Origin of the sequence: Metabacillus hrfriensis (assembly GCF_030127205.1) — a bacterium.
Classification (GTDB): domain Bacteria; phylum Bacillota; class Bacilli; order Bacillales; family Bacillaceae; genus Bacillus_P; species Bacillus_P dongyingensis.
The window spans coordinates 750104-771753 of the sequence record NZ_CP126116.1 but is presented as its reverse complement, the minus strand read 5'-3'; the positions used below and the strand labels follow the sequence as shown (position 1 = coordinate 771753).

Genomic DNA, 21650 nt, shown 5'->3' with positions numbered 1-21650 from the left:
TCTTTAATTTATATGCAGACCTTGCAGGGAAATTACTTTTAATTAAAATATCTTGAATTCAAAGTAATTATATTCTTTATTTCCTTATCTGTCAATCTCTTATTGCAATAAAATCAATCTGAAAAAATTTAGCCGTTTAAAACATACAATCATTAATGGATATGATGTCATCAAAAAAGGAGCCGCTTCTGCATGAAGCCGCTCCTTTTATCTGTTCTATTGTACAACTGCAAAAGAGAAATCCTGAGTGCCTGACGGAACATTGTATGCCTGCACTTCAATCGTATAAGTCCCGGCTTCCGCATTTGGCAGAATAACCGTTTCTACATTATTTCTTCCATCCCACTGATTATTGTAAGGAGAAATAAAATCGTTTCCTGTGTAAGTTTTTCCGCCAGGTGATTTAATGACAAGATCTAAATCATTGACTAATGAAACAGATGCTGATGGGTTTCCAGGATAATCTGTCCATGCCAGAGCAATTCTCAGCGGTTTGCCGCTTGCAGCATGAAACGAATAAGCTGCTTTTTCATTTGTTCTGAGTGCTTTTGCTTCGTTTGTAAAAGCAGCATTGACTGATTTGTCCAGAGAGACTCTGCCCCAGCCCTGATTTCCGCTTGGATAGCCAAGTCCAAGGTCCTGTGCACCAGCAATCAGAACCGCTTTAATAAGGGAAGGCTTTGGAGTAATTCCCTTATTTTTAATAAAGTGCTCGCGCAACAGAGCAACATTTCCCGCTACAAGCGGAGTGGCCATTGATGTTCCGCCCATATAAGCATATTTACTGTTATAATTCGCCCAGAAAGTTGAATCTGGCGCGAGCGAAGAACGGGTGGATAAAATAAATGTTCCAGGTGCAACGATATCAGGCTTCACCCTTCCATCTGAAGTAAGCCCTCTAGATGAGAAAGCAGCGATTTGGCTGATATTATCCGCGTACGATCCAAATGACGGACGGTTATTTTCAGAAGCACCGACTGTGATCGCATTTTTAGCTGTGCCTGGTGTGCTCAGTGTTTTGGCACTCGGCCCATCATTGCCTGCTGCAAACAGCACAGTCATATCATCGTTATTGTAGACATATTCGTCTACTTGTTTTGATTCTAATGTATACGCACCGGCTGCAGGAGCGCCCCAAGAATTCGTATGGATTCTTGCCCCTGCGCTGTAGGCCTGTGAGAAAAGTGTGTTAAGGCTGCTCGGCAATCCTCCGAGGCCACCTCCCGCATCCATAATCGACTGAAAAACGAGTCCAGCTTTAGGAGCCATTCCTTTGAATTGAGCGTCCCCAAGCACAGATCCTGCTACATGTGTTCCATGGCCGTTTGGATCACTGGAATTGTTCGTCCGTCCTAATGCGTATAGTGCTTTAATCTTTCCGCCTTGGAATGCTTCATGCATAGAAGCATCGTTTCTGCCTGTATCAAGGCCGGTATCTGCAACCGCAACTGTCTGGCCTGCGCCTGAAAGTCCATAAGTGCTGCTTGTTGTATTGACCTTCATTATACCGGCTGCCGCATCGTTGTTAAGCTGAAACGTATTTTCTTTGGCTATAAAAAGAGTATTTTCCTGAGTGGCATATTCAATAAGTTCTGTAAGATTTTTCTTTACCAATTTTTTCTTCGATTTGTTGACGTCTTTTAACTCAACATCAAAGAGCTTGCTGTATCCTGATTCAAATAGAGCTGGATCTAACTTATATAATGGCAGGTAAGCCTTGACAGACGCAGTATCCTTTCCCTTTTTTAAAGAATGAACCGCTTTTTTATCCGCCTTCACCACAAATGCATAATCAGGTACATACTCAATGATTTCTGCACCTGTACCTGTAATCAATAATCGGTCTGCTTCTGTTACTGGACCTCTTAACTGCACGACATACAGCGAGTTTTTTGAACTTGTCTGCTCAAGCCTCTTCTTCATATTCTTTGGAAGTTTGCTGATATAGCTCTCCATTTTAAACATCGCTTTTCCGCCGGACCGATTATGGCTGCGGAATGATGCATACCCCGCTTCCTTCAGCTTCAGTTCCTCCAGCTGCTGCTTCTGCGGTGCAGCTTCCGCCTGAACATTCGGCATAAATACAACACTTCCTGCTACACAAAGTGAAGTTATTAAAGCGGTTAACTTAACGCCTTTTCCCAAAACTACCAGCTCCCCCGAGTTTCCAAGATTAGAAAATTTTTCACTTTCTTCTATACTCTACTAATCTATCACATGAACATAGGATTGTTGTACTGGGAAAAAGACCTCTAAACCTAAATATAATGACTAAATTTTGAAATGGTTTTCTCACATTTGAAATCATACTCGCCCCCCTGTTGGCAGCATGTCTCATGAGTCTTATGATAGAGAAATCCCTCAGTCTTGCAGCTCTTGCTCCCCGAAAGTTCTATAAAATAAACGCTGTGCGTAAAAAAAGATCTTCCCGTTTACAGGTAACGGGTTCGGTTGCGGGGTGCAAACATCTTAATTAGCAGTATAAATAGCTCACAAATCAGCATAGCTTCTGGTATGTTTTTTTATTGATTTATAAGGGTTATATAGGGAAACAATGCTATTTTCAACACATAAATTAGCATAAGAAATAGCAAGCATATGCTGGTCAGCAGAGTGCGTTTATTTGTACTGCTAATTCTAATACCAATTTAATTGGGTAAATAAAAATAAGGAACTCCAGATTTTTATGGAGTTCCTTTTCGTTCTTCAATTATTGCCCCCGATTGTTGAATATCATTTATGTTGTCTTATCGAAGAAAAGCACCCGAATGTTGAAGATAAAAGGCTGTTGAAGCTGGCTCGCACTTATTGAACTCAAGCACCCGTTACTTTAATTTTAATTCTTCACAATCTAGATAATTCAGGTCAATGGCTAACCCTTTAAAAATAAACCTTATTATTTACAATCCATCCTCTTCACCTAACATATTGCTAAATTTAATTAATGCCGTAGGTACATATTTATCTTTTCTATAAATGAATATTGTTTTAACTTTTCCATATTCCAGATTTTCCTGTTCAAAATATACTAACCCAGGATATTAGAAAGACTTCTAGTGCACAAAATAATAAAGAATTAATGTCACTTTGGTCTGGTCAGAGTCCAAGATTAGCTAAAAGTCAAACCGTTGAATCATTAATTCGAAATATTATTACAGAAGCTAAAAAAATTAATATAGATATTTATGGAGTGTAATAAATTATTGCTCTTATTCTTATCTCTCTGTTTTAAATAAATTAAATTGCTAAGTTATGAGTAAGGTCAGCCAGATATTTGGTTGACCATTTTTTATTTAACAGTAACGCATTTTTTATTAAACTAAACTGCCCCGTTACTATAAGTATATTCCTTCACAATCTCTATTTTAAAATATCCAAATTAACAACCAAGTGTTATTCAATTATCTGGTCCTTATGTAGAAGAACTTCAGTATCCGCTTACTCTGTTAAACTGCCCTTTGCCTTAATAAGAAGAGGCGACACTTTGTTAAGCAATCGCACCCGAATGTTGAAGATCCAATCTACATCAATATGTAAGAAATTACTGTCTCCCTCTTGAATAAAAGCATCTGTTAGTTCAAGAATAAAATGCCCAATTGAGTTGCCTATTTGGGTGATCAACATTATTCCTATTTTTCAAATGCCTTTGTTAGGAAGGATATAAACAGTTTCACTTCAGGAGTTTCGATTTTGGTAACAACGTAAGTAAAAGACATTGGTGAAAGGATTTTATCTTGCTTTACTTCGATCATTTTCTGGTGTTTTAATTCTTCGCGGACCATAGATAAAGGCAAGTATGATACCCCTAATCCCTTTTCAATAAACCGTTTGGAAATTTCAATTTGAGTAACTGGCATTGTCCGAATGCTTGGATAATATCTTTTAATCTCGGTTAGAAGGTTGCTCCAATAAGTGGGATGGTTATTTGTTAAAACCCTATATTGTTTAAGTATTTCTACCTCAACAGGAAGATGTTCATTTTGTTCTTTTTCCTTCCTATATGGTGCCACTAGGATAACCGGGTCTCGATGAATAACTTCATAGGATAAGTCTTTTTGAATAGGCTCCATTCTGGAGATGCCAATGTCTGCTTTGCCAAGTCTAATCTGTTCCCCTATTTTGAATGAATTTACAATATTTATAATGACCTCTATACCAGGATGTTCATCTATAAAGCCCCGCAGAATATCCGGGAGTACAGAGGATGCGATTTGCGGAGCTACAGCAATAGTCAGTTTGCGATTATATCCTTGTTTCCAGCCTTCAAATTCTTCCATACCCTTATCATATTTTTCTACAATCTGTGTAGCAAATGAAAGAAACTTATAACCGGCAGGAGTTAGAGAAATGTTTTTGCCGACTCGATCAAACAATATAGTATTCAAATGGTTTTCAAGGCTTTTTATATGTTTGCTGAGAGCTGGTTGTGTTAAAAAGAGATCCTCAGAAGCCCGGCGAAGGTTTTCATATTTTGCTGCTATTATAAAAGTCTTTAACCACTTAATGTCCATGAAATTTCAGCCCTTTTTATTAATAACAGTTAGTTATCGATTTTCAACAATTTTGTTATTTTCCATTATATACTAAAATGTTTTACAATTGGATTATTCTAGTAATATAAATTCATCACAGGGGGAATGAATTATGGATACCACTATTAATAAGGTAAAAGAAAAGTTTAACCAAAACGCACTTCAATATGATAATCAACGCAGGAAGTTAATTCCTTGTTTTGATGACTTTTATTCCATTCCAATATCAATTATCGAGACATATAAGGAATCACCAAGGGTCTTAGACATAGGGGCTGGAACTGGGTTATTTTCTTCCTTCATAAGAAAAAAGTTTCCGAAAGCAAAAATGACACTAATCGATATTTCCGAAAATATGTTGGAACAAGCTAAGAGTCGATTTAAAGAAGATGATTATATTGACTATCTGATTGCTGACTATACTGAGCATAAATTTGAAGAAAAGTTTGATATTGTGGTGTCCTCACTTTCGATTCATCATTTAACAGATGAAGCAAAAAAGAAGTTGTTCGATAATATTTACTTCATATTGAATCCTGATGGGGTTTTCATAAATGCTGATCAAGTACTTGGTCATACACCATTTATAGATTCCATTTATAAAAATGATTGGAAAAATAAAATAAATAGGAGTGGCTTAAAGGGTATCGAAATTCAGGCAGCACATGAGCGAATGAAACTTGATAAGATGACTACACTAGTCAATCAAATTAATTGGCTAATAAATAGTGGTTTTAAAGATGTAGATTGTGTCTATAAATACTTTAATTTTGTTGTATTGTTCGCAAGGAAGTCTTAGCCGGAACATACTAGTGTCCCCTAGACATCTTCTGTTCAGGGGCTTTTCTATTCTTTATGGAATAATCATTTTTGAAAAAATAGGATAAAAAAACATTTTATTCCATTCCGATCTTCAACTAACTCATACAATTGAATAACTTAAAGCTCAGTTTTAATTTTCTAATAATTCCTTCCTTTAATCAACGATTTGGCCCTTTAGTGGAGTAACACGCATGGAGTTTTACAACATCGGCAAAAGCAAAAAAGAAAAATCCTGTTTAAATCAATACTGGATTTTGATCAAACTTTATTACAAAATATCTTTAGTATCAGGCATACAAAAGCCGATCCAAAATCTTCCACTCCACAAAGGTTTCCTTTACTATCAAAGTGTAGGTTATCTGGACATGTGATCCCACTTTAATGTCCACCTGCAACAAATACTCTGGAATGTAAAAAAAGATGTAAACCATACAAAGTGTTAGTTTACATCTTTTTTATGGTATCCTGTAAAACAATTTAAATCATTTTTACTCCGTGGCGCTCAAATGCTGCCGCTTCTAGAACGGACATACCTTGTTTCTCGGCAACCTTAGCCACTTTTTCTGAAACTTGCGGTGCAAGATTTGCAGGAGCAGCATAAGACATGTCCCTTGCGCGCGCAGAGTTTCTGCGTTGGAACGGTCCCCAGATGGCAAAGGTTTTGCCTGGGCTTTGAATATTGACAAAAAGTGTGTTTCCATCTGGTGAGAAGGTTGGGCCTGCCAATTCATCACCACTTAAACGGTTGGCGGCAAAAGGATAGACCTTGCCTTCTGGGGTAATTCCCATAATACGATCTTGGCCTGAACCATCTTCTGCAAACCAAAGGTCGCCCCATGGAGTACAACAGATATTATCCGGATATTCCATTTCTCGTGCATCATTTCCCTCATAGAAAAGCTCCAATGTATTAGTGTGAGGAATATAACGGTAAACGCGTCCAAGTTTTTTGTCACCGGCAGAGGTGTCATCGAACCAGAAAACACCCTCTTGGAAGAACGCTCCCTCTAGTCTACTGAATTCAATGCAGTTTTGTTCCTTAGCGTCCTCGCGGCATAAATGAGGATCTAGTTCCTTCCAAACAATCTTAAATGTTTGTCCTGTTTTAAAGGTGCTTGCTGTTGGATCAGTTACCGCTTCAATCGCAGCTGCATAAAGCTTACCGCCTTTTTGTAACGCGCCTGGTTTTTGGCTCAAGTCATTTGGAATAAAACGGTAAAGGTAACTTGGGCTTGCATCCTCAGTTAAGTATACATAACCTGTCGCAGAGTCGATGGCACAAGCTTCGTGAGAAAAGCGCCCCATTTCCTTAATTGGGGTTCTGGACATTTCATTCTCCGGCTGCTGTGGATCTACTTCAAATACATATCCGTGTGTTTCGGAACGTGTTTCTTCACAAGTCAGCCAAGTACCCCAAGGTGTAGCACCACCCGCACAATTTCGGATCGTTCCTGAAGATGTTACATATTCTTTAATAACTTCGCGATTTGGACCTACAACTAGAGCCGTTGTACCACCTAAAGCAGCTGCATCATATGGATTGCTTCCAAATGCTGGGCCATCCTTTAATTCATGGTTACGAACAAGAATAGTTGTATTGTTTGGCCCTTCAAATGCAGCCATTCCATCAAAAGCTCCAGGGATTTTGCTTCCGTCTGTCATCAGGTCGCCTTCTCTGGAAATAATTTTGTAATGAAAGCCTTTTGGAAGATCAAGAATACCATTCGGATCCGGAACCAAAGGGCCATATCCGCCAAATCCGCTGGCTGGATTATCGGCAGCATCCGCAAATGCTTTTGAACCGAGTGCTAGTACTCCAGTCGATCCAAGGGTTAGAGCAAGTGTGCCCATTCCTCCCGCTTTTAAGAAATCTCTCCTATTCATGCCATTATTAGATGTTTGACTACTCATAAAGTACATATCTCCTCACCAATATTTTTTTATATCAGTAATAGATTAAATGTAAATTATTAAGTAAAAATCCGAGTTTTGTTAAAATTCAGTATAAAATCAGTTTAAAAATGTAAAAAAGAAATTAGGCAACCTGGTTCCACATTCTATTGGACTCAGGATTTTCGTTTCTTCTGAACCCGTTTGTCTATTTGCCACTAAGCTACTTTTATTTATTTAATAGGGATAACTAAAAAGAGCAATCCATTCTCTGTGGATTGCCTTTTTCCATGCAGGTTACGTATAAGGCTTTTTGAATAGCTTGCTGAATAACCATTATTTCCATTTCAAATCACACAGTTGAAAAGGTTATATTGGAAGATAAAACACCCCAATTATGCTGATAATTGGGGTGTTAAATGTTGTCTTATTTACTATGCTGTTTTAATGTTTTGCACCTCTGAACCGAACCCGTTAGTTTACAGGAAGATCTTTTTTATTTTTGTTTCCCAATCATTTCAACAACTTCTTTGACTTCATTCAGCATTATTTTCCGTGTCTCTTCATCAACATATGGAACCGAATAAATAAACTTGTGGGCGAGCGTTTCGATTCCGCAAAAATTCATAATGCCAACATCAAACGATGCCTGCATGGCCATTGTCAATTGCGGGGGCTTCAAAGACTTCTCAGGCTGCCCTGTAGTCTGGAAAATTAGTGCCTGTTTTTCTTTCAGCAATCCCTCCGGACCTTCATCAGAATACCGAAAAGCAAAACCGTTTGTAAAAACTCTGTCAAAATACCCTTTTAAAATCGCCGGCATCCCGGCCCACCATGTTGGAAAAACAAAGACAAAAATATTTGCCCATATAAGTTCACTCTGTTCCGCCTGAATATCAGCTGGAACTTTATCCTGATAAAAGGATGAATAGTCGTCTTCTGTCAAAATGGGGTTGAACTTCATCTGATAGAGATCTCTTTTTCTCACCTGAAAGTCTTTGCTTTTAAATTCTTTTTCCACGGCATCACATATCGCTGCATTAAAGCTTTCCGGATTCGGATGAGCATAAATAATCAATATATTCATTTCATTCTCCTAAAATCGCTTTTTTATTATTGTTTGCGGAGTATGAGAATAATATGATTTTGTTTGATATTTTTCTGTTTTGCAGTTGCCGTCATGGCTATATATTTCAAGCTATATTCTAAAATTTTCACTATAATATAAATATCAAGCTAGCTTAAACAGGAGTGTACGATCATGATTGAAAAATTTGAAGTATTCATCTCAACACTTGAACGGGAAAGGCGAATTACAGTCTTTTTACCTAAAAACTACAGAGACAGCTCTAAATCTTATCCAGTTCTTTACATGCACGACGGCCAGAATCTATTTGAAGACCGTGATGCAAGCTTTGGGTTCAGCTGGGGAATAAAAGATTATCTTGAACAAAGTGGCCAAGAATTGATTGTGGTGGGCATCGACTGCAATCATACCGGATACAATCGATTTAATGAATATGGTCCGTGGATTAACCGCAGTCTCGCTCAGGATTTGTTTGGACAGGATGAAGATCTTGGAGGCGAAGGCGATGCATATATCAGCTTCATCGTTCATGAATTAAAGCAGCTGATTGACAGCAAGTATCGCACACTTCCTGATGAAACCTCAATGGCTGGAAGTTCGATGGGAGGATTAATATCTACATATGCCGCCTGCAACTATTCGCATATCTTCAGAAAAACCGCTTCTCTCTCATCTGCTTATTGGTTTAATCAAAAAGAGATAGAAGCTTTGATAAAAGATAGTGATTTGTCAGCAATTGAAAAATTTTATATGGATGTCGGCACAAAAGAAATAACTGCTTCCTTTCATCATCAGGATTATATTGATTCCAGTGATGCCGTATATGATATTCTAAAAGAAAAGGTTAGCGATTGCCGCTATGAAGTAATCGAAGATGCTGAACACAATGAAGCAGCATGGAGAAAGAGAGTGCCCGAGATTTTTAAGTATTTATATTCGTAAATTCAAAACGCATGAACCCATTCGAGGATTCATGCATCTTTATCGTTCGATCCGGGAAATACGGATTTTTTAAGTATGGGAAATTTCATTGAATTTACCAAGCTTTATTCATGAAAACAAAAGGATCTTTCTCAAAATGAACTTAGTTTTTCCAATGCATTCGTCCGTTTTCTATCTTTCACATGCAGGGCAGGATCAAAATAGCCAAGCTGCAGAATGCCAACGATTTTTTCACCATTTTGAACTCCTATGGCACGGCGGAATTTTGGGTCATACATGTGATTTGGCGTTTTCCATACCATTCCAAGCTCTTTTTCCCAGCCAAGCAGCTGCAGATTTTGAATAAGGGTGCTGATCGCCGCAAAATCCTCTTCCCATATTTTCTGGCGGGGATCTTCAGGCATAATGGCAACTAAAAATGCAGGAACATCTGCAAGCTTTGACCTAACTTTTTCATGTGCTTTTGCTTCGTAGCACGCAAGAACAGTCTGAATAAAAGCTTCCTTCCGCTCTCCGCTTACAAATAAAAACCGCCAGGGCTCTCTTAGACCATGATTAGGCGCCCAGACAGCGTCATTTAGCAGAGTTACAATATCTTCTTCCTTTACCTCAAGAGGAAGGTAATTTGATTTGATTGAGATTCTTTCCCGTATTACTGCTGAAATAGATTGCTGCTGAATCATCTTTTTCTCCTCCAATTGATAACGATTTTCACTATCATCTAAAGCAATAGTATCACTCTGTATTTTTTTCGTCAATTTAAGACTGGTGACTTCTTTATTGAAGGAGAGATATTGTATTCATCTTCTAGGGTTAATAGGAAGCGGACTTAAGGAGTGTTTTGTACATCACCGCTTTGTAATCCAGTTTAGTACTCAACTGCGCTCTTTGAGTTCTCAAAAACTAGGGGAAGGCCACGTTGAGTACTCAATCACGGTCTTTGAGTGCTCAAAATCCCGAATTTGTTCATTTAGAGTACTCAACTGAGCTATATGAGTTCTCAAAATACCGAATTCGTTCTTTTAGAGTACTCAACTGCTCTCTTTGAGTTCTCAAAAACTAGGGGGGAGGCCAGGGTGAGTACTCAATCACGCTCTTTGAGTTCTCAAAATACCGAATTCATTCAATTTGAGTACTCAATCATACTCTTTGAGTGCTCAAAATCCCGAATTTGTTCATTTAGAGTACTCAACTGCGCTCTTTGAGTTCGCAAAATCCCGAATTCGTTCATTTAGAGTACTCAACTGCTCTCTTTGAGTTCGCAAAATCCCGAATTCGTTCATTTAGAGTACTCAACTGCTCTCTTTGAGTTCTCAAAATCCCGAATTCGTTCATTTAGAGTACTCAACTGCTCTCTTTGAGTTCTCAAAAACTAGGGGGACTCCAGGTTGAGTACTCAATCATGCTCTATGAGTGCTCAAAATCCCGAATTTATTCATTTAGAGTACTCAACTGCTCTCTTTGAGTGCTCAAAAACTAGGGGGACTCCAGGTTGAGTACTCAATCATGCTCTATGAGTGCTCAAAATCCCGAATTGTTCATTTAGAGTACCCAATCGCTCTGTGAGTGCTTCATTCGCAGCTTTGATGTACTTTTTTCAAGGTGGGCACGGTTTTTTTGCGGCATTCTCTTGCTTTGATGCACTTTTTTCAAAGAGCGGGCGCGGTTTTTTGCGGCATTCACTTGCTTTCACGCACTTTTTTCAAAGAGCGGGCGCGTTTTTTTGCGGCATTCACTTGCTTTGATGCACTTTTTTCAAAGAGCGGGCGCGTTTTTCTGGTCCATTCAAAGCTTTGAGACTTCTTGCACGATCACTCCTTATGTTATAAACGATCCTAAAAAAAAACCCTCCAGTTAAGGAGGGTTTGCTAATTAAAAGAATAGATTTAAAATAAAGTAGGAAATCGCTGCTAATGTAGCAGAAATCGGCAAGGTGATGAACCATGTGATGACCATCGTTTTAGCCGTTCCCCATTTTACACCTTTGATTCGATGTGCAGAGCCTACGCCAAGTATTGAAGATGAAATAACATGTGTTGTACTGACAGGCAAGTGAATAATCGAAGCGCCAAATATTACGGCTGCCCCAGTTAAGTCAGCTGCTACACCGTTAACTGGACGAATTTTCATGATCTTTCCGCCAACAGTTTTAATGATTTTCCATCCGCCGACACTTGTACCAAGTCCCATTGCAAGTGCACATGAGAATTGAACCCACCATTGAATATCAGTTGAGTCTTGAAGATTCCCGGCAATAAGGGCCATCGTGATAATACCCATTGCTTTTTGAGCATCATTTGTACCGTGAGTGTAAGATTGCAAAGCAGCTGTTGCAACCTGAATCGCACGGAAGTTTCTGTTTGTTTTAGTCAGGTTATTGTTTTTAAAGACAACTTTAAAAATACTGTAAACAATATAACCGACTATAAACGCTAAGATAGGCGAAATGATAAGTGCCTGAAGGATTTTCAAAAACCCTGAATAGTTTAGAGAATTAAATCCTGCCGCAGCAATCGCAGCACCTGCGATTGAACCAATAATCGCATGTGAGGAGCTGCTTGGAATTCCATAATACCAAGTAATTAAATTCCACGTGATGGCTGCAATCAGTGCAGCTAATATAACAACAGATCCATTTTGCAGGGTAAACGGGTCAACAATGTCCTTTGTGATCGTTTTTGCTACTCCTGTAAATGTCATTGCACCGACAAAGTTCATGACAGATGCAAGGATGATTGCCTGTCTTGGTTTAAGGGCTTTAGTTGATACAGATGTTGCAATTGCATTTGCCGTATCATGAAATCCGTTAATAAAGTCAAACGCTAAGGCAAAAATAACAACCAGAATGGTAAGAATTAATATAGTATCCATAATATCGCCTCTTACGCGTTCTTCATGATGATAGTTTCAAGTGTGTTGGCAACACCTTGACAGCTATCAGCAATTTCTTCAAGTGTTTCGTATATCTCTTTATATTGAATGATTTTAATCGGATCTTTTTCAATTGCAAATAAATTTTTCACAGCAGTACGCAGGTAATTATCACAGTTTGACTCAAGTTCTTTTAAACGGATAGCATGAGTGCGGATATCGCTTAACTTTTTGTTTGAAAGCAATTCAATTGATTTAGCAATTTCAATTGTACACTCATTAATTGTGTCAACAAACTTTACCATGTAGTCAGTCGGCTGTGTAACAGAATACATTTCAAACAATGCAGCAGAATGTTCGATGCCATCCAAAACATCGTCCATAATCATTGCAAGCTGAAGAATGTCTTCACGTTCAATCGGAGTAATGAATGCATTGTTCAGTTCCATGATGATGGTATGAACAAACGAGTCGCCTTTTGACTCATAATCCTTAATTGTTTCTGAGAATACTTTTAGATCATTGGCATTATTGATTTTGAAATCAACAAAATACTGCCCAGTTTCTTTTAAGTTCTCAGATATCTGACTTAACATTTCAGAAAACTTATCTTTTCTTCTTTTGATAGCCATTGCTTATTCCTCCATGGAGCCATATATTTTTGTTTTTCTCTCTATTATTTGCAACTTAAAAAGTATATACGTAATTGTCGAATACGAAAAGACTTTGTCGTTAATTTTTACAATATCTTTACAAAGTATTAATATTAGTAAAATATTTCTATGGTAATGATTTCTAAGCAAATTTACACAACTTTAAAAAAACACAAAAAAAAGCGGAAACTCCGCTTTTTTTTACTTAGCAATTGAAATTTTTGCAGGTTCTGCTTGTTCAGCCGGAGGATGAAATTCACCTTCCATTTTAGAAACAACAACAGTTGCAACACCATTTCCAATGAGATTAGTGATTGCCCTGGCTTCAGACATAAAACGGTCCACTCCGAGCAGTAAGGCGATGCCTTCAACCGGAATCATCGGGAATGCAGCAAGCGTTGCTGCCAATGTAATAAAGCCGGATCCTGTTACTCCTGCCGCCCCTTTAGATGTCAGCATCAGAATTCCAAGAAGGGTCAGCTGCTGCCAAATACTGAGGTCTACTCCATATGCCTGTGCAATAAACATGGCCGCCATTGATAAATAGATTGATGTGCCGTCTAAGTTAAAGGAATAGCCTGTCGGAATGACCAGTCCAACAACAGATTTAGAGCATCCGTATTTCTCCATCTTCTCCATCATCTTCGGAAGTGCGGATTCTGATGAAGATGTTCCAAGTACAAGCAGGATCTCTTCTTTAATAAAAGCGATAAATTTTGTAATGCTGAAACCATAATATTTTGCAATGGCCCCTAAAACAAAGATGATAAATAGGAACATGGTGATATAAACAGATCCCATCAGCTTACCGAGAGCAACAAGCGATCCTAATCCAAATTGTCCAATAGTGTATGCCATTGCTCCGAAAGCCGCATACGGTGAAACTTTCATGATCATGTTTACAACACCGAAGAAAATATCTGTCAGCCTTTCAAACAAAACGACAACCGGTTTTGCTTTTTCCCCAATCGCTGCCATTGAAATTCCAAACAAGACAGCAAAGAATAAGATAGGGAGCAGTTCTCCCTCAGCCATCGCGCCTACAACATTCTCAGGAATAATGCCGACTACAAAGTCAATGAAGCCATGACTTGTTTCTTCTGCCTGTTCCGTATACTGAGATACATCTCCACCCTCAACGGCATCTGTGTTGAAGCCTTCGCCAGGCTTTACAATTCCTACTACAATAATTCCGATTGCAAGCGCAAAGGTCGTCACAATTTCAAAATACAGGAGAGCCTTGCCTCCGATTCTTCCGACCTTCTTTAAGTCACCCATGCTGCCAATTCCGATTACTACCGTAAAAAAGATAATAGGCGCAATCACCATTTTAATCATTTTGATAAAGACATCTGCTAATACTTTCAGCTCAACCCCAAAGCTTGGAAACAAAAAGCCAACAGCAATACCTAAAATAATTCCGATAATGACCTGAACCGTCAAATTCTTAAAGTTAATTTTCATAGTATCCTCCATTCTCCTCATTGATAACGCTTACAAGAATACCTTTATATTAACTGATAATTTAGACATCATTCCGTTTTGGTATTATTGTTCTTTTTGGTCTTTTTGGTCACCAGAAAAGCGGCACCGCCCGTTCAGCGCAGGCAGATAAGGATTCACCGGAAAAATCCGGATTTGACTTTTGGGAAATACGTTCTGGACGAGGAGTTCGTAATTATGAAATCACATAAAAAAGCTCCAACCATTTTAAGTTGAAGCTTCTCTATCAGCCAAAATAGCCGTTATTTCATTTTTTAGGAGTCATTTGATTTTAGCTTTTCAGCCGAAGTTTGCCTTATATCTCAGCATCTTAGCTATTTAGCCGAAGATGCTGTCTATCTGTCCCTTGTTATGCATCCAAAATTCTTATCGAACATTCCGGATATCCTCAATCCACCGCTCCCCATATTCAGAGGAATACGTTTCATAAAGCGGCATGAACACCTTACGCCATCTATCTTTTTCGGCTTCACTCAGTTCATGGATTTTCAACTTTGAATTTTGTTTCATTCTAATTAGCTGTGAGTCATTCATCTTTTTTGATTCTTTAAGCATCCACTCAGTCGTTTCATCCATGGCTTTTTGTATTTGAGTTTGCAGTTCAGGTTCCAGACTGTTCCAGAATTCTGCATTCATTAAGACAGAATAGCCTAAATAGCCATGGTTCGAAACCGTCATGTCTTTTTGCAGCCGATAAAATCCTTTTGAATAAATATTTGAAATCGTATTTTCCTGGCCATCAAATTCATTTCCTTCCAAAGCGATGTAAACATCATTAAAGGAAGAAGCTTTTGGAATGGCACCCATCAATTCAAACTGTTTTGCAATTGTATCACTTGGCATTATTCTAAAGCGCTGTCCTGAAAAATCCTCAGGCTCGATCAATGCCCCCCTGCTGCTTGTCATTTGTTTGAAGCCATTTCCCCACAATGCGAGGCCCTTAATATTTTCACTTTCAAGTTCGCCCAGCAGCCGTTTTCCAACTTCTCCTGTATAAACGTTTTGTACATGCTGCTCATCCTGAAAAATAAAAGGCAAATCAAGCACCTGCCATTCGGGGATGACCTCCGTCATTTTTGAATAAGAAGGAGCAATCATTTGAACATCGCCCTTTTTAAGCGCATTCAGCTCTTTTTCATCGGAATACATAATTTCGTTCGGAAAAACTTCCACTTTTATTTTTCCATCTGTCCGGTCTGCGATAATATCTGCAAATTTTTCTGCAGCCAGTCCCTTAGGTGTATTTTCAGCAACCACATGACTGAACTTAATGACAATTTGATCACTCAAACCATGCTGTTCATCGTCATCTTCTATTTTGTGCATAGGATCATGTGAAAAAACTGCCACTAAAAAGAGCACAGTTAAAAGACTTGCGCTAATAAACCATTTCATACTATCCACCGTTTCAACAATTTTTTAGTAGATTCATTGTATCATGAGATTTTGGTGCATGTTACAATGAAAGATATTTTATTCTTCAGAATAATGAGGAACCAATATGAGACGAATTTCAATCTTATGGAAAATTACAGGCTTAATCTTCTTTATATTAGGGTTTTCTCTTTTTCTGGCAGGCATTGTTTTAATCGGCAATTATATAAGCGGAAAAGAAGAAGAGTTAAAGGCGCGTTCATTCGTAACAGCGCAGACGATCGCCGAACTTCCTGAAGTGAAAGAAGCTCTTGAAAGCAGTCAGAATGATCTTAATAAAGTAATCGACCGCCTAAGAATCATCAACAACGCAAATTATATTGTTGTTTTAAACATGGATCGCGAAAGACTGACACATCCCGTACATGATATGATCGGCACCCGCTCACAGGGAAACGATGAAGGCCCGGCCTTTGCAGAACACTCCTACACATCTAAGGCTAATGGAGAAATCGGGACTGTCATGCGTGCATTTGTCCCTGTCATGAACGATGACCATGAACAGATTGGAGTCGTCCTTGCGGGATATAAACTTCCAGTCTTTATAGAAGTGCTGCAAAGCCTTGTGCTTGAAATCTTCATCACATCAAGTCTCTCTTTATTATTTGGGGGCTGGGGCGCCTGGATTCTGGCACGGCAAATTAAAAGACAGATGTTTCACCTTGAGCCTCATGAAATTGCAAGGCTCCTTGTCGAGCGCACTGAAACATTCAATGCCATGCACGAAGGTGTAATAGCTATTGATACGAATGAAAAGATTACTATTTTTAATAATAAAGCCATGAAAATGATGCGGATAAACGGTCACGTGATTGGAAAATCCATCAGAGAGGTTATTCCGGATACCGCCTTGCCTGAAATTCTTAAGCTTGATCATGCGATATACAGCAAAGAACTTAATGTAGGCAACCTGAACATTTTAAGCAATCGGGTTCCGATTAAAGTAAGCGGCCAAACGGTTGGAGCTGTGGCCATCTTTCAGGACAGGACCGAAGTGAAAAAGATGGCGGAAGAATTAACAGGCGTACGAGCTTTTGTAAACGCTTTACGTGTCCAGAATCATGAATACAATAATAAGCTCCATACGATTGCAGGACTGATTCAGCTGGGGAATCACGAAAAAGCGCTCCAGTTTGTCTTTCAAACCACTGAAGAGCAAGAAGAACTGATTCAATTTTTGAGTAAAAACATCAGAGATGAGAGCATTGCGGGATTGCTGCTCAGTAAAATCCGCAGAGGAACCGAACTTGGAATCAGCGTGGAAATTGACCGCAACAGCCAGTTTAATAGGTTCCCAGATAGGCTTGATCATCATGATTTTGTTCTGATCCTTGGCAACCTGATTGAAAATGCATTTGATTCTTTTAAACATTATCAAGGTCCCTTCCCTCATATTTTTATCAGCATCGAGCAGGATGCAGAAATACTGACACTCTTAGTCGAAGATAATGGAAGCGGAATAAAAGCAGCAGATTACCCCCGCATTTTTGATCAGGGTTTTTCTACAAAAGGAGGCCATGAACGGGGAATCGGGCTTTATTTAGTCAATCAGCTTGTTCAGCAGGCAAATGGCACGATCATGGCGGAGTCTGCAGAAGGGGCGGGAACAAGCTTCACAGTTACATTTTATATGGAGGAGATTTGATGCCGGATAAACCAGTTTCCGTACTTCTGATAGAAGATGATTTAATGGTCCAGGAAGTGAATCGGGAGTTTTTAGACAGAGTGAATGGTTTTGAGGTTATTGGAATCGCATCAAATGGCGCTGAAGGCCTGGAGCTTGTGCGAACGCTTGCTCCTGATCTGATTTTGATTGATATGTATATGCCCAAAATGAATGGACTTGAGACCATTCAAGCCATTCGGGCAGAAGGACATGCCTCTGATATTATTGCGATAACGGCCGCAAGTGATATGGAAACAGTCCGAAATGTTCTGCTTCACGGAGCCGTTGATTATTTAATGAAACCCTTCAAATTTGAACGGCTGAAGCAATCACTTGAAAACTATTCAGCCTACCGCAGAAAGCTGAAAGATAAATCCCGTCTGACACAAAAAGAACTTGATTCAATCAGGTTTCAAAAAGAAGAGCCTGAAGAGAAAAAGGACTTGCCAAAAGGATTGCATGAGGTGACTCTCCATAAAATTCTTACCTACCTCAAAGATCAAAGCGATCCTGTATCAGCTGAGAATGTAGCCTCAAGCGTGGGAATTGCCAGAGTAACAGCTAGACGATATCTTGAACACCTTGAACGAGAAGGAAAATTAGAGATTGATATTCAATATGGCGGTGTCGGGAGGCCTGTAAACAAGTATCTTATTTCAGGAAGAGCTTAGTTACTAGTTCATAGTTATCCTTGAGTACTCAAACATGATTTCTTTCTCGATTTGAGGAATCATTGCTACTCTTTGAGTACCCAAACATGATTTCTAGCGCGGTTTGGGGATTCATAGCTACCCTTTGAGTACTCAAACCGGACTGTTCTCTCGATTTGGAGACTCATAACTAATCTTTGAGTACTCAAACAGGATTTCTAGCGCGGATTGGGGACACATAGCTTCCCTTTGAGTACTCAAACTGGACTGTTCTCTCGATTTGGGGACTCATAACTACCCTTTGAGTACTCAAACCTGACTGTTCTCTCGATTTGGGGACTCATAGCTACTCTTTGAGTACCCAAACTTGGACTCTTTTCTCGATTTGGGGAATCATAGCTACTCTTTGAGTACCCAAACAGGATTTCTCACTCGTTTTGAGGAATCATAACTACCCTTTGAGTACTCAAACTGGACTCTTCTCTCGATTTGGGGACTCATAACTACCCTTTAATTACTCAAACCTGACTGTTCTCTCGATTTGGGGAACCATAGCTACCCTTTGAGTACTCAAACAGGATTTCTCCCTCGTTTTGGAGACTCATAGCTACCCTTTGAGTACTCAAACCGGACTGTTCTCTCGATTTGGGGAACCATAGCTACCCTTTGAGTACTCAAACAGGATATCTCCCTCGTTTTGGGTACTCATAGCTACCCTTTGAGTACCCAAACTGGACTTTTCTCTCGATTTAGAGACTCATAGCTACCCTTTGAGTACTCAAACTGGACTCTTCTCTCGATTTAGAGACTCATAACTACCCTTTGAGTACTCAAACTGGACTCTTCTCTCGATTTGGGGAATCATAACTTCCCTTTGAGTACTCAAACAGAATTTCTAGCGCGGATTGGGGACACATAACTACCCTTTGAGTACTCAAACAGGACTGTTCTCAGGTATTTGGGAACTCATATATAGCGGTTCATCCCCAAATTCCCCTCTTCTCCCCCACAAATCACGCTGTCAAAACAACAAAAAAAGGGTACGAAATTCCTGTGAAATTTCGTACCCTTTTTCATTATGACTTAACAGTAATTTTCTCAAGCGGCTGAGCATTTCCGTAAACCGGATACTCGCGTTTTGTAGGTGCTGCCCATTTAGCCGCATTCACTAATACTTTTTGAATTTCTTTGTTATGGTAAGTCGGGTATGTTTCATGGCCAGGGCGGAAGTAGAAAACCTTTCCGTTTCCTCTTTGGTATGTGCATCCTGAACGGAACACTTCTCCGCCTTCAAACCAGCTGACAAATACTAATTGATCTGGTGCCGGAATATCAAAATGCTCTCCGTACATTTCTTCTTTTTCAATTTCGATGTACTCGCCGATTCCTTCCGTAATTGGATGAGAAGGATCAACAACCCATAGACGCTCTTTGTCGTCGGCTTCGCGCCATTTAAGGTCACAAGATGTACCCATCAGCTTTTTAAAGATTTTTGAGAAATGTCCTGAATGAAGAACAACTAAGCCCATTCCTTCAAGTACTCGTTTTTGAACTCGTTCAACGATTTCGTCAGTTACCTCATCATGTGCAAGGTGTCCCCACCAGAAAAGAACGTCTGTCTCGCTTAATACTTCTTCTGTTAAACCGTGTTCAGGCTGATCTAATGTTGCAGTCGCAGCATCAAAGCCGTTTTCTTTTAAAAAGTTAGCGATGGCGCCGTGAATGCCTTCAGGATAAATTTCTGCTACTGTTGGATTTTTTTGTTCATGGCGGTTTTCGTTCCAAACTGTAATTTTCATTGTTAAATCTCCCTATAGTGAATTATTTTTAATATTTAAGCTAATCTATCTATTTCAATATACAATAATCCAGCCTATTAATTAAGCCTAATTATTTAATTGATCCTTTCATTACTCCGCTGATGATCCATTTTTGTGCAAAAACATAGACAATAATCATCGGAATCAGTGCAAGCAGATAAGAGGCAAATGCCAGGTTATAGTCTGTGCTGAACTGTGATTGGAAAATATACTGCACAAGCGGCAATGTTGCCATGTCGCTGTCGCTCAGAACGACGAGCGGCAGGAGAAAATCGTTCCACGCCCCAAGACATGTAAGGATGGCCACAGTTGCATTCATTGGTGCAAGCAGCGGGAAAATGACCTTCCAGAATACTCCCCATGTTGTTGCGCCGTCTACTATTGCAGCTTCTTCCAATTCTTTCGGAATGGATCTTATATACCCTACATAGATAAAGATATTGAAAGATAGATTGTAGACAATGTACAAAATGACTAATCCCACCAGATTATCCATGCCCCACAATGCTGTTTGTCTTACAATCGGAAGCATAATGATCGGGAAAGGGATGAACATCGCACTGACAAAATAGTAAAACGTGAATTTATAAAACTTTTTATGCATGTTGCGTGCAATCGCATAAGCGACCATTGAATTCGTCAGGACAGTAAAAATGACGACTAATACAGTGACGAATACGCTGTTTTTTAATGCATTGAAGAAATTCGTCATTTCTATCGCTTTCGCAAAGTTGTCAAAAGACCATGACTGCGGCAGAGCAAGCAGGTTTCCCGCAAGCTCCTGCGGTGTTTTAAATGCAATGGTAATGGTTAAGTACAGCGGCAGGATAATGAAAATTGCCCCTAAAATTAAGAGAATGGTGACAGGCCAGTTTGTCTTTTTGCTGATCATCAGTTGCCCACCTCTCTTTTTTCAAGAATCTTAAGCTGAAAGATAGAAAAGATAACAATAACAATAAAGTAAATGACCGCATTTGCAGACTGATAGGCAAATTCTCCGCCCTGGAAGCCGCCTCTATAGATCAGAAGCGAAATCGATTCTGTTGATTGACCGGGTCCTCCGCCTGTAAGGGCAACGATCTGGTCAAAAACCATCAGAAAACCTTTCATGGATAAAATCATATTAATAGTAAAAAATGGTGCAATCAGCGGAAAGGTGATTTTCCAGAACTTTGTCCAAATTCCAGCACCGTCAATGCTTGCGGCTTCATATAAATCCTCCGTAATGGTTACAAGACCTGCAAGGTACAGGATTGTATTGAACGCGATTGCCTGCCAAACAGCTACGATAACGATACCAACCCAGGCAAGGTTTGGATCACCGAGAATATTTTTAGATAATGCCTCAATTCCAAGGCCGCCTGCAATATCAGGCAGAAAATGAGTGAAAATGAAGTTGAAGATAAAACCAACGATCAGAATACTTAGGATATAAGGCATGAAATAGACAGCCCGAAGTGTTTTTTGAAACTTAATCTTTGCATTAAGCCCCATTGCCACAAGCAAGCTGAAAAAATTCACAAGAATCGTTGAAATAATGGCAAACTTAAAGGTGAAGCCGTACGCATTGAGAGCTCTTTCATCTTTAAATACATTCAGATAGTTTTTCAGACCGACAAAGTTCCACTCCCCGTATCCTCTCCAGTCCGTAAAACTGTAGAATATCCCCTGAAGGGCAGGATACGTATGAAAAATAAAGAACAGGAGAACGGCAGGAACAGTCATGATGAGAAATACTTTGTTTTTATTATTCATTGATTTATCTCCCTTCTAAAAATTA

At 39.3% G+C, this 21650-nt stretch carries 16 protein-coding genes; 4 read left to right on the top strand and 12 right to left on the bottom strand.

Annotation, left to right across the window (positions count from 1 at the left end; all coding sequences use genetic code 11):
- Positions 1–216: 216 nt before the first annotated feature.
- A complete protein-coding gene (locus QLQ22_RS03950) occupies positions 217–2145 on the bottom strand; it encodes a S8 family serine peptidase (protein WP_284016039.1) in 1929 nt (642 codons plus the stop codon).
- A 1484-nt stretch (positions 2146–3629) separates the two neighbouring features.
- Positions 3630–4511, bottom strand: a complete 882-nt coding sequence (locus tag QLQ22_RS03945) for a LysR family transcriptional regulator (protein WP_223439873.1) — start codon at positions 4509–4511, stop codon at positions 3630–3632.
- 133 nt (positions 4512–4644) lie between these two features.
- Between QLQ22_RS03945 and QLQ22_RS03940 the strand changes: the two genes are divergently transcribed.
- Positions 4645–5331 carry a class I SAM-dependent methyltransferase gene (locus QLQ22_RS03940; protein WP_284016038.1) on the top strand — a complete coding sequence of 229 codons (687 nt, stop codon included), beginning with the start codon at positions 4645–4647 and terminating at the stop codon, positions 5329–5331.
- Between the two features lie 500 nt (positions 5332–5831).
- Here the strand turns inward: QLQ22_RS03940 and QLQ22_RS03935 are convergent, their stop codons facing one another.
- Both QLQ22_RS03935 and QLQ22_RS03930 read right to left on the bottom strand, forming a co-directional pair.
- The gene (locus tag QLQ22_RS03935; RefSeq protein ID WP_284016037.1) at positions 5832–7265 is read right to left on the bottom strand and encodes an alkaline phosphatase PhoX; all 1434 of its coding nucleotides are present in this window, start codon (positions 7263–7265) and stop codon (positions 5832–5834) included.
- A gap of 475 nt (positions 7266–7740) precedes the next feature.
- Positions 7741–8331 carry an NAD(P)H-dependent oxidoreductase gene (locus QLQ22_RS03930; RefSeq protein ID WP_284016036.1) on the bottom strand — a complete coding sequence of 197 codons (591 nt, stop codon included), beginning with the start codon at positions 8329–8331 and terminating at the stop codon, positions 7741–7743.
- Between the two features lie 174 nt (positions 8332–8505).
- On the opposite strand from QLQ22_RS03930, the gene QLQ22_RS03925 reads away from it, so the two are divergent.
- Positions 8506–9273: an alpha/beta hydrolase gene (locus QLQ22_RS03925; RefSeq protein ID WP_284016035.1), complete on the top strand. Its 768-nt coding sequence runs from the start codon at positions 8506–8508 to the stop codon at positions 9271–9273.
- Positions 9274–9404: 131 nt separating this feature from the next.
- Here the strand turns inward: QLQ22_RS03925 and QLQ22_RS03920 are convergent, their stop codons facing one another.
- From QLQ22_RS03920 to QLQ22_RS03900, 5 genes are all read right to left on the bottom strand, one after another.
- Entirely contained in the window at positions 9405–9956 is a 552-nt protein-coding gene (locus tag QLQ22_RS03920; RefSeq protein ID WP_223439861.1) for a nitroreductase family protein, read from the bottom strand.
- Between the two features lie 1189 nt (positions 9957–11145).
- Positions 11146–12144 (bottom strand): inorganic phosphate transporter, encoded by a 999-nt coding sequence (locus QLQ22_RS03915; protein ID WP_223439859.1) that lies wholly within the window; start codon positions 12142–12144, stop codon positions 11146–11148.
- Positions 12145–12155: 11 nt separating this feature from the next.
- Complete coding sequence (locus tag QLQ22_RS03910) at positions 12156–12776, bottom strand: DUF47 domain-containing protein (RefSeq protein ID WP_223439857.1); 621 nt, start codon at positions 12774–12776, stop codon at positions 12156–12158.
- A gap of 222 nt (positions 12777–12998) precedes the next feature.
- Positions 12999–14261, bottom strand: a complete 1263-nt coding sequence (locus QLQ22_RS03905) for a dicarboxylate/amino acid:cation symporter (RefSeq protein ID WP_223439855.1) — start codon at positions 14259–14261, stop codon at positions 12999–13001.
- A gap of 405 nt (positions 14262–14666) precedes the next feature.
- Complete coding sequence (locus QLQ22_RS03900; RefSeq protein WP_284016034.1) at positions 14667–15695, bottom strand: TRAP transporter substrate-binding protein; 1029 nt, start codon at positions 15693–15695, stop codon at positions 14667–14669.
- A gap of 106 nt (positions 15696–15801) precedes the next feature.
- Between QLQ22_RS03900 and QLQ22_RS03895 the strand changes: the two genes are divergently transcribed.
- Complete coding sequence (locus tag QLQ22_RS03895; RefSeq protein ID WP_284016033.1) at positions 15802–17379, top strand: ATP-binding protein; 1578 nt, start codon at positions 15802–15804, stop codon at positions 17377–17379.
- Positions 17379–18071: a response regulator gene (locus tag QLQ22_RS03890; protein WP_284016032.1), complete on the top strand. Its 693-nt coding sequence runs from the start codon at positions 17379–17381 to the stop codon at positions 18069–18071. Before QLQ22_RS03895 ends, QLQ22_RS03890 begins: the two co-directional genes overlap by 1 nt.
- A gap of 1055 nt (positions 18072–19126) precedes the next feature.
- Here QLQ22_RS03890 and QLQ22_RS03885 read toward each other — a convergent pair.
- The 3 genes from QLQ22_RS03885 to QLQ22_RS03875 form a co-directional block, all read right to left on the bottom strand.
- The gene (locus tag QLQ22_RS03885) at positions 19127–19849 is read right to left on the bottom strand and encodes a ThuA domain-containing protein (RefSeq protein WP_223439846.1); all 723 of its coding nucleotides are present in this window, start codon (positions 19847–19849) and stop codon (positions 19127–19129) included.
- A gap of 91 nt (positions 19850–19940) precedes the next feature.
- Complete coding sequence (locus tag QLQ22_RS03880; RefSeq protein WP_223439844.1) at positions 19941–20762, bottom strand: carbohydrate ABC transporter permease; 822 nt, start codon at positions 20760–20762, stop codon at positions 19941–19943.
- Positions 20762–21625, bottom strand: coding sequence for a carbohydrate ABC transporter permease (locus tag QLQ22_RS03875; protein ID WP_284016031.1), 864 nt, complete (start codon positions 21623–21625; stop codon positions 20762–20764). The genes QLQ22_RS03880 and QLQ22_RS03875 overlap by 1 nt, the downstream gene beginning before the upstream one ends.
- Positions 21626–21650: the final 25 nt, after the last annotated feature.

Excerpts from the sequence above, each read along its gene's own strand:
- QLQ22_RS03935 (WP_284016037.1), bottom strand. The coding sequence starts at position 7,265 with ATGAGTAGTCAAACATCTAATAATGGCATGAATAGGAGAGATTTCTTA.
- QLQ22_RS03875 (WP_284016031.1), bottom strand. The coding sequence starts at position 21,625 with ATGAATAATAAAAACAAAGTATTTCTCATCATGACTGTTCCTGCCGTT.
- QLQ22_RS03905 (WP_223439855.1), bottom strand. The coding sequence starts at position 14,261 with ATGAAAATTAACTTTAAGAATTTGACGGTTCAGGTCATTATCGGAATT.
- QLQ22_RS03925 (WP_284016035.1), top strand. The coding sequence starts at position 8,506 with ATGATTGAAAAATTTGAAGTATTCATCTCAACACTTGAACGGGAAAGG.
- QLQ22_RS03910 (WP_223439857.1), bottom strand. The coding sequence starts at position 12,776 with ATGGCTATCAAAAGAAGAAAAGATAAGTTTTCTGAAATGTTAAGTCAG.
- QLQ22_RS03885 (WP_223439846.1), bottom strand. The coding sequence starts at position 19,849 with ATGAAAATTACAGTTTGGAACGAAAACCGCCATGAACAAAAAAATCCA.
- QLQ22_RS03900 (WP_284016034.1), bottom strand. The coding sequence starts at position 15,695 with ATGAAATGGTTTATTAGCGCAAGTCTTTTAACTGTGCTCTTTTTAGTG.
- QLQ22_RS03890 (WP_284016032.1), top strand. The coding sequence starts at position 17,379 with ATGCCGGATAAACCAGTTTCCGTACTTCTGATAGAAGATGATTTAATG.
- QLQ22_RS03930 (WP_284016036.1), bottom strand. The coding sequence starts at position 8,331 with ATGAATATATTGATTATTTATGCTCATCCGAATCCGGAAAGCTTTAAT.
- QLQ22_RS03880 (WP_223439844.1), bottom strand. The coding sequence starts at position 20,762 with ATGATCAGCAAAAAGACAAACTGGCCTGTCACCATTCTCTTAATTTTA.
- QLQ22_RS03915 (WP_223439859.1), bottom strand. The coding sequence starts at position 12,144 with ATGGATACTATATTAATTCTTACCATTCTGGTTGTTATTTTTGCCTTA.
- QLQ22_RS03940 (WP_284016038.1), top strand. The coding sequence starts at position 4,645 with ATGGATACCACTATTAATAAGGTAAAAGAAAAGTTTAACCAAAACGCA.
- QLQ22_RS03945 (WP_223439873.1), bottom strand. The coding sequence starts at position 4,511 with ATGGACATTAAGTGGTTAAAGACTTTTATAATAGCAGCAAAATATGAA.
- QLQ22_RS03895 (WP_284016033.1), top strand. The coding sequence starts at position 15,802 with ATGAGACGAATTTCAATCTTATGGAAAATTACAGGCTTAATCTTCTTT.
- QLQ22_RS03920 (WP_223439861.1), bottom strand. The coding sequence starts at position 9,956 with ATGATTCAGCAGCAATCTATTTCAGCAGTAATACGGGAAAGAATCTCA.